The 5,137-nt window shown below is 64.1% G+C and carries 4 protein-coding genes; 1 reads left to right on the forward strand and 3 read right to left on the reverse strand.

Annotated features, from left to right (window positions below):
* Positions 1-91: 91 nt before the first annotated feature.
* From ettA to ACLL97_RS02360, 3 genes are all read right to left on the reverse strand, one after another.
* Positions 92-1,762, reverse strand: coding sequence for an energy-dependent translational throttle protein EttA (ettA, locus tag ACLL97_RS02350; RefSeq protein ID WP_411278867.1), 1,671 nt, complete (start codon positions 1,760-1,762; stop codon positions 92-94).
* 72 nt (positions 1,763-1,834) lie between these two features.
* A complete protein-coding gene (locus ACLL97_RS02355) occupies positions 1,835-2,686 on the reverse strand; it encodes a Type 1 glutamine amidotransferase-like domain-containing protein (RefSeq protein ID WP_411278868.1) in 852 nt (283 codons plus the stop codon).
* A 70-nt stretch (positions 2,687-2,756) separates the two neighbouring features.
* Positions 2,757-4,157, reverse strand: coding sequence for a M20/M25/M40 family metallo-hydrolase (locus tag ACLL97_RS02360; protein WP_411278869.1), 1,401 nt, complete (start codon positions 4,155-4,157; stop codon positions 2,757-2,759).
* 117 nt (positions 4,158-4,274) lie between these two features.
* Here ACLL97_RS02360 and ACLL97_RS02365 point away from each other — a divergent pair, with 117 nt between their 5' ends.
* Positions 4,275-5,015 carry a cytochrome c biogenesis protein CcdA gene (locus ACLL97_RS02365; RefSeq protein WP_411278870.1) on the forward strand — a complete coding sequence of 247 codons (741 nt, stop codon included), beginning with the start codon at positions 4,275-4,277 and terminating at the stop codon, positions 5,013-5,015.
* The last annotated feature ends 122 nt before the right edge of the window (positions 5,016-5,137 follow it).

A 5,137-nucleotide genomic window follows, 5' to 3' on the forward strand; every position in this document is an offset into this window, starting at 1 on the left:
CGCCCGACCCCACGCGCAGGAAGCGGCGACTGGGACACCCTCGGCCGCGCCCAGCCCCAACGTACCACGATCCATCAACAGCACACCGCGATTACGAGCGCACCAACTTCTTGTACTTGATCCGCGTCGGCATATCCGCATCCGGTCCCTTCCGCCGCTTCAAGTCCTCGATGTAGGCCCCGTAGTTCCCCTCAAACCACATCGTCTCCGAATCCCCCTCGAACGCCAGAATGTGCGTCGCCACCCGATCCAGGAACCAGCGATCGTGGGAGATGATCACCGCGCAACCGGAGAAATCCAGCACCGCGTCTTCCAGCGCGCGCAGCGTATCGATGTCGAGATCGTTCGTCGGTTCGTCGAGCAACAGCAGATTGCCACCCTGCATCACCGTCTTCGCCAAGTGCAACCGATTGCGCTCACCACCCGACAGATTCGCCACCAGCTTCTGCTGATCGGCGCCGCGAAAGTTGAAGCTCGCCGCGTACGCGCGTGAATTCAGCTCACGCTTGCCCACCGTGAGCGTTTCGCGACCGCCGGAGATTTCTTCCCAGAGCGTGCGCTTGCCTTCCAGCGTGCGCGACTGATCCTGATACGAGATCTGGACCGTCTCGCCAAGCTTGAGCTGTCCACCGTCGGGCGTTTCGAGGCCGTTGATCATGCGGAACAGCGTGGTTTTACCGGCGCCATTGGGGCCGATGATGCCCACGATACCAGCGCGCGGCAAATCGAATGACAGATTGTCGAACAACAACTTGTCACCATACGACTTCTTGAGCCCCTTCGAAATCACGACGTCGTTACCCAGGCGAGGTGCCGGCGGAATCACGATTTCGTTCTGCATCGCGCGATCCTGCTGCGCTTCGCTCGCCAAGTCTTCGTACGCGGCCAAACGGGCCTTGTTCTTGGCCTGACGCGCGCGCGGCGACATCCGCACCCACTCGAGCTCGCGCTGCAATGTTTTCTGACGCGTGCTGGCGTGCTTCTCTTCGAGCGCCATACGCGCCTGCTTCTGCTCCAGCCAACCCGAGTAGTTGCCCTCGTACGGCACGCCCTTGCCGCGATCGAGCTCGAGGATCCACTTCGCCACGTTGTCGAGGAAGTATCGATCGTGCGTGATGGCGACCACGGTACCCGTATAGCGCTCGAGATGATGCTCCAGCCACGCCACACTTTCGGCGTCGAGATGGTTGGTGGGCTCGTCGAGCAACAGCATGTCAGGCTCTTCCAACAAAATCTTGCACAGCGCCACGCGACGCTTTTCGCCGCCAGACAGCTTGGTCACGTCGGCATCGCCTGGCGGTAAGCGCAGCGCGTCCATCGCCACGTCGATCTTATTGTCGAGATTCCACAGATCGTGCTGGTCGATGTACTCCTGCAGCTTGCCTTGCCGGTCGATCAACGCGTCGAAGTCGGCATCGGGCTCGGCGAACTTGAGCGAGATGTCGTTGAACTCGTTCAGCGCATCGCGCTGCGCCTTGACGGCGAGTTCCACGTTGCCGCGCACGTCGAGCGTGGTGTCGAGCTCCGGCTCCTGCGCCAGATAGCCGATGCGCGTACCCTTGTGGGCCCACGCCTCGCCCTGAAACTCGGTATCGACACCGGCCATGATGCGCAGCAGCGACGACTTACCAGCGCCGTTCGGACCGAGCACACCGATCTTCGCGCCGGGATAGAACGACAACCAGATGTCATCGAGGATGATGCGCGACGGTGGAACCACCTTGCGCAGCGCCTTCATGACGTAAATGAACTGCGGAGCCATATGTTGGGCCGAATCCGAGAACGGAGAAGTAGCGTGAGGAAGAACGACTCAAGAACGAATACTGAAAACTAGCTAAATGGCCTCGGGTTCCAGAGTGCGCTCCGCCACCTTGCCGTCCACTCGGCTTACGTAGTAGCACTTGGCCGCCGGGCGCGTGTGCACCACGCGCTTCACCGCCGTCTCTTCGAAGTAGATGCCCGCGTCGTTATCGCACGCGTAACCGGGCTTCATTTCGCCCGACCCGATCAGCTTCTGGTACAGCGGACGCCGCCCCGGCTCCGCGTCGTAGTGGGGGGAATGGCTGCCCGGAATGAAGCCCAGGCACTGCACCGTCGACAGCGCCTTGGGACGCGAGTCGGTGGTGCCTTCCTCGAACCAGCAGAGGGATCCGGCGCTCGCACCGCCGAGCACGATACCGCGATCCCACGCCTGCCGCAGGAGCACGTCGACCCCCTGTGCCTTCCAGATCGCCTGTTGATTGAGCGTATTGCCGCCCGACGCCACGATGCCGTCCATCGAGAGCAAGACCTCGTCCCATCCTAGCGACTGCGAGGTGCTGGCGATGAACATGTTCTGCACGTGGGCCTCGACGTTGAGCGGCGCGCAGGCCTTGTACCAGGTCAACGCGGACACGTCGCGATCGGCCGAGGCGGTAGGCAGGTACAACAAACGCGGGCGCGCCTTGCCCGTGAGCTGCGCCATGTAGCGAATGAACGCCGTACCGAAGCCGCCTCCGGCGATCAGGATCTTTCGTGTGGCGCGTTCCGTGCGCATCGGCGCCGTGGGCATGCCGTCCACCCACTCCGTCTCCGCCGCTGCCAGCCCGTCACTCACACGAGCGGCGCTCACGCGCTCGGCGCTCACGCGCTCGGCGCCGCCCATTGAATTGGCGACCGCACCCGCTGTTCCCAACGCTGAGGTCACGAGAAACTCCCGTCGAATCATGCTTGGCTCCGCCGTCGTAGTGAATTCCGTGGGGCATGTCTGGTGCACGTCACTTCTTGAGCAGCACGTCGGTCATCTTGCGCACCGGCGACACATAGGCGCTGATCACACTCTCGTTGCCATCGGCGCCGATCGCCGCCACCCCGAACACGTAGTCGTCGATCGACACGTTCGGCATGAGCAGCTGCGTCACGTTCCCGACCCCCTGCGACTTCTGCCAGTCGTTGGTCCACGCGTCGCGCCAGTACACGCGGTACGCCACTGCGCCCGGCGACGGCTGCCACTGCAGGCTGGCATCATAGCCCGAACGGCCGCGCCCAATCGTGGCCGAACCACCATTCGTGGTGACGCGCGGCGCTGGCGGGGCCAGAGCCACCGACGCGGCCGACGCGGCGTTCACGCGCGCGTTCTGCGCGAGATAGCGAAAGTCCATGCCCTCGAGCTTGTCGTCGGGCGAATGCTGGCGCTCGTAGTTCTCGTTCGCTTCGCGGAACACAATGGCCGGGAAATCATTCGCCGTAAACGACGAGTGATCGCTCCCGCGCCCAAAGCGATCTTCGCGCGCCATCAGGCGAATGGTGTGCGACGGTACGTAGGTGCCGGCCACGCGCTGAACATATCTTGCCAGCGAGCGGTTCGGCGAATCTTCAGGACCGAGCGAATAAATCTTTACGCTCTCGCCGTCGATGATGCCGTTGCCGCCGAGGCTGCTGCCCACGATGTCGTTGTTGAAGTTCGCTTCCACCACGCCCTTCGCGTTGCGCAGCGCCGTCGCATGCGCCATCGAGCCGATCAGCCCCTGCTCTTCACCGGCCCACGTCACAAACACCAGCGTGGCGTCGAAGTCGATCCCGCTTTCCGCGAACACCCGCGCCAGTTCCATCGTGAGCGACGTGCCACTGCCATCGTCGTTCGCCCCCGGCGCGTCGGCGTCGTTGTTGATCGTGGGACGCACCAACGGCTGACTCGGCGCGGCGCCACCACCCGCCGTGGCCGTCGCGTCGGTGCCCGCCGGACGACGCGAGTTCACGGTGTCATAGTGGCCCGTGATGTACACCCGCCGCGCGCTCTTGCCCGGCAGCACGGCGACCACGTTCACCAATTCCACCTCGCGCGAGATCCGTCCCTGCTGCGCCAGCAGGTGCCGATCATACGACACCTGCAGCTTGGGGCTCAGGCGCGTGAACTCGTTATAGATCCAACGCCGTGCGGCCCCGATGCCTCGCGTGCTCGACAGCGTATCGGAGAGCGTGGAGCGCGTGCCGAAGCCGGCGAGGCTCGTGGCAGTGGCCTGCAGTCGCGGCTGCGACACCGCCGCTACCAGCGTTGCAATACGCGGGTCGGCGTCGGGGCGAATGGTCTGCGCATGTGCGATCGCGGCGGTCGGCAGCGCATGCGCGGTGAGGAGCGCCACACGAAGCCAGCGGGAACGCGTCGAAAGACCGGACATCAACACCTCAGGAAAGTTGGAGACGAGCCCGCATGATCCCCCGAATCCGGCCTGTGCGCCAGAGCCTCCCGTGCACGGTCTGGAACGCTGGCCCGCCCTTGGCCGTATCTTCCCTACATGATAGCTCTCACGCAGATCGCCGACGTCACCGCGCAACTCTCGTCCAATCCCGCGGCCGCCCTCCCTCTCCTGTTCGGGGCGGGAGTCCTGACGTCGCTCACACCCTGCGTGTACCCGATGATCCCGATCACGGCCGCGATCGTGGGTGGCCAATCATCATCAGAACAGTCGGGCGCCACCAAAGTGCCAAAGTGGCGACCGTTAGGGCTTTCGCTCACGTACGTGTTCGGACTGGCCACCGTCTACGCCGGCCTCGGACTCCTCGCCGGTCTCACCGGCACCATGTTCGGCACCGTCTCGGCCAACCCGTGGGCCTACTTCGCCATGGCGAACCTGCTCATGCTGGCCGCGCTGTCGATGTTCGACGTCATTCCCGTGCGGGTGCCCTCCGCCATCATGCAGCGCGCCGCCAACGCCGGAACCGGTGGACGAGTGGCGGGTGCTTTCATCATGGGCGCGGCGTCAGGCTTGGTAGCAGCGCCCTGCTCGGCCCCCGTCATGGCCGCCGTATTGACCTGGGTCTCCACCACCGGATCCGCCCTACTGGGCTTTCTGTACCTCTTCACCTTCTCGCTGGGCATGTGCACCCTGCTGGTCGTGGTTGGCCTCTCCGCAGGCTCACTGTCGCGATTGCCGCGCGCTGGTGCGTGGATGCTGACGGTAAAAAAGGTCTTCGCCTTCGTCATGCTCGGCATGGCGGAGTACTACTTGGTGAAGATGGGGCAGGTGTTTTTTTAACGGCGAAGTAGGGAGTACGGGGTAGGGGGTACGGTGACGAGCTCCGTGCCAACGCGACTACCCCGTACCCCGTACCCCGTACCCCGTACCCCGTACCCCGTACCCCGTACCCCGTACCCCGT

The sequence above is a fragment of the Gemmatimonas sp. genome, assembly GCF_046594945.1.
Lineage (GTDB): Bacteria > Gemmatimonadota > Gemmatimonadetes > Gemmatimonadales > Gemmatimonadaceae > Gemmatimonas.